This window comes from Bifidobacterium tibiigranuli (assembly GCF_009371885.1).
Taxonomy (GTDB): domain Bacteria; phylum Actinomycetota; class Actinomycetes; order Actinomycetales; family Bifidobacteriaceae; genus Bifidobacterium; species Bifidobacterium tibiigranuli.
This window is the reverse complement of sequence record NZ_QLZA01000019.1, coordinates 1-2197: the sequence shown is the minus strand read 5'-3', so window position 1 is coordinate 2197 and position 2197 is coordinate 1. Positions and strand designations below refer to the sequence as shown.

Below are 2197 nucleotides of genomic sequence, written 5' to 3'. Positions count from 1 at the left end.
TCGGAACCCTTAACAATCCCAAAACTTGTCGAATGGTCGGCTTAATAGCTCACGCTATGCCGACATTCGTCTGCAAGTTTAGTTAAGGGTTCTTCTCAACTTCAATAAATTTTCTCGGCATAAATGCATCGTCTATTTTTTGTTTTCTGAAGGTTTCCAAAATAAAACCACAGCCATAAAAAATAAGTAATAAATAATAAACCAAAAATCTAAATGACTTTGATTTATTTGTTGATATATAAAAACTAGCATCAAAATAGACAAAAGTAATTGCACAGAAAAACGTAACCACATAAAAAAATACAACCTCCTTTTTAGCAAACTTTATCACAAGAACTATTTAAATTTTAAATACCTTTATTTTGAATTTTAAGGGGGCATTTTAAAGATTTAGGGGTAAATCATATAGTTTTATACCTAAAAACCTACATAAGCTTTTAAAACGCAAATATGAGCCAAATAAATATATCTTAATTTCACAAACTAAAATTCGAGCAAAACCAGTGACTAATTTTTTAGACACTGCCCAGTTATATGCAAATTAAAAATTTAGCAAACTGGGCAGAAAAAAATAAACACTGCCCAGTTTTTATGCACAAAATTATTTTTTGCATAAAAACTGGGCAACCATGCTGGTTGAACACTATAGTTCCCGCAGGGGCAAAAATACATAAAAAAACGCTAGCTTTTAAGCTAACGTTTCAAATCTTTTAAGTAATAATTTTGTTTTTCAAAATTCCAAATTGCCGTAATTGAATGTGCTTTTTCTTCTTCGTCTGTTGTTTTATCTTCGTCACTTGTATTAATCAAATTGCCATCTTCAGCATCGTCTAAATTTAAAATTTTATGTTTTTGTTTAAGCAAACCACCATAACTCAACATACGTTTTCGGTATAAACCTTTTTCTAAATCATTTACGATTTCTTGATTTTTTTCGTCATCATCAGTTAAAAAATCTGATGACTTAACCGAGTATTTTGAAGTCTCTTTGATTGCTGCTTGAATATCTTTATCGCCTTTTTGATTTGGTTTGATCGCTTTGATATTTGCTATGGGTCGATAATTAACTTGTAATGCTTTTTGCCATAAATCAATCCAATCATTTTGCGAAATATAATTTTCAGAACCTCTAAAATACTTACTTTCAACACACAACAAGACATGCATATGTTGATTATAACTACCATCATTTTTATTAACTGTAACTTCTGTTGAACGCATAAAACCAATTAAATTCTTACTAACTTTTTTATATTTAAATAATCTTCTAAAAGATTCAGTTAAATGTTTTAAACTTCGTTCTAAAGTATCCCCATCTATCGCATTTCGTGTTGATAGAGTAAGAAATAACCACCGAGCTTTAGGCTTTTCTTTTACTACTTCTTCAATCACTTTTTGAGCTTGATAACTATTTTTCATAGCACGCCTCCAATTACAAACTGGGCATAATTTTGACTTACAAAACCATGTCTTATGTAACTTCAAATAACCTTCATCAGTTGGCTTGAATTCTAAGACGTTACCACATTGTTTTACGTTAAAAGCCTTTTTAATTTTTAAGATTTCCAGTATATCTGCATAACTTACATTATCAATTTTCTTTTCTCTCCATGGGCGTTGTTTCCCACTTTTCGTCATATCTTTTAATGTTTCATTATCTTGATTTTCGTCTATATATTTTGTATGATTATCTTGCATATATAAAGACCTCCAGTATTAAGTTGATGAGTGGATGCTTCAATCTTATTACTGGAGTTTTTTTATGTCAAATTTTATTTTATACACTAAAAACTATTGAAAACACTGTCAAATCAACGTTAAAACGATATTTTGAAAAAGAACGTTATTTCTATATAGTATCAAGACAAGAAGAAACTCGTTTTCAACTCGTTTCAAAACCCAATTCAAAACCACCTACATACTTCTTATTTTCGTTCAATTCCATAAACTAAAATAGCTAAAGCAATGATTAAAAGAAGGGGCATCGTAAAACTAAATAATAATAAAGCAATGATCCCAGTTACCCAAAAGGAATCTAAATAATATTTACCAAAGTTCAAAACAAACTCTCCTTTTTATTTTTTATGCTACTAAACATAATTGCTTTATTCCAATTGCTTTATTGACGTTGAGCCTCGGAACCCTTAACAATCCCAAAACTTGTCGAATGGTCGGCTTAATAGCTCACGCTATGCCG

Annotated in this window: 1 protein-coding gene; it reads right to left on the bottom strand. The window is 30.1% G+C overall.

Annotated features, from left to right (window positions below; genetic code table 11):
- Positions 1 to 693: 693 nt before the first annotated feature.
- Positions 694 to 1698 carry a protein rep gene (locus DDF78_RS12350; RefSeq protein WP_152587877.1) on the bottom strand — a complete coding sequence of 335 codons (1005 nt, stop codon included), beginning with the start codon at positions 1696 to 1698 and terminating at the stop codon, positions 694 to 696.
- Between the last annotated feature and the right edge of the window lie 499 nt (positions 1699 to 2197).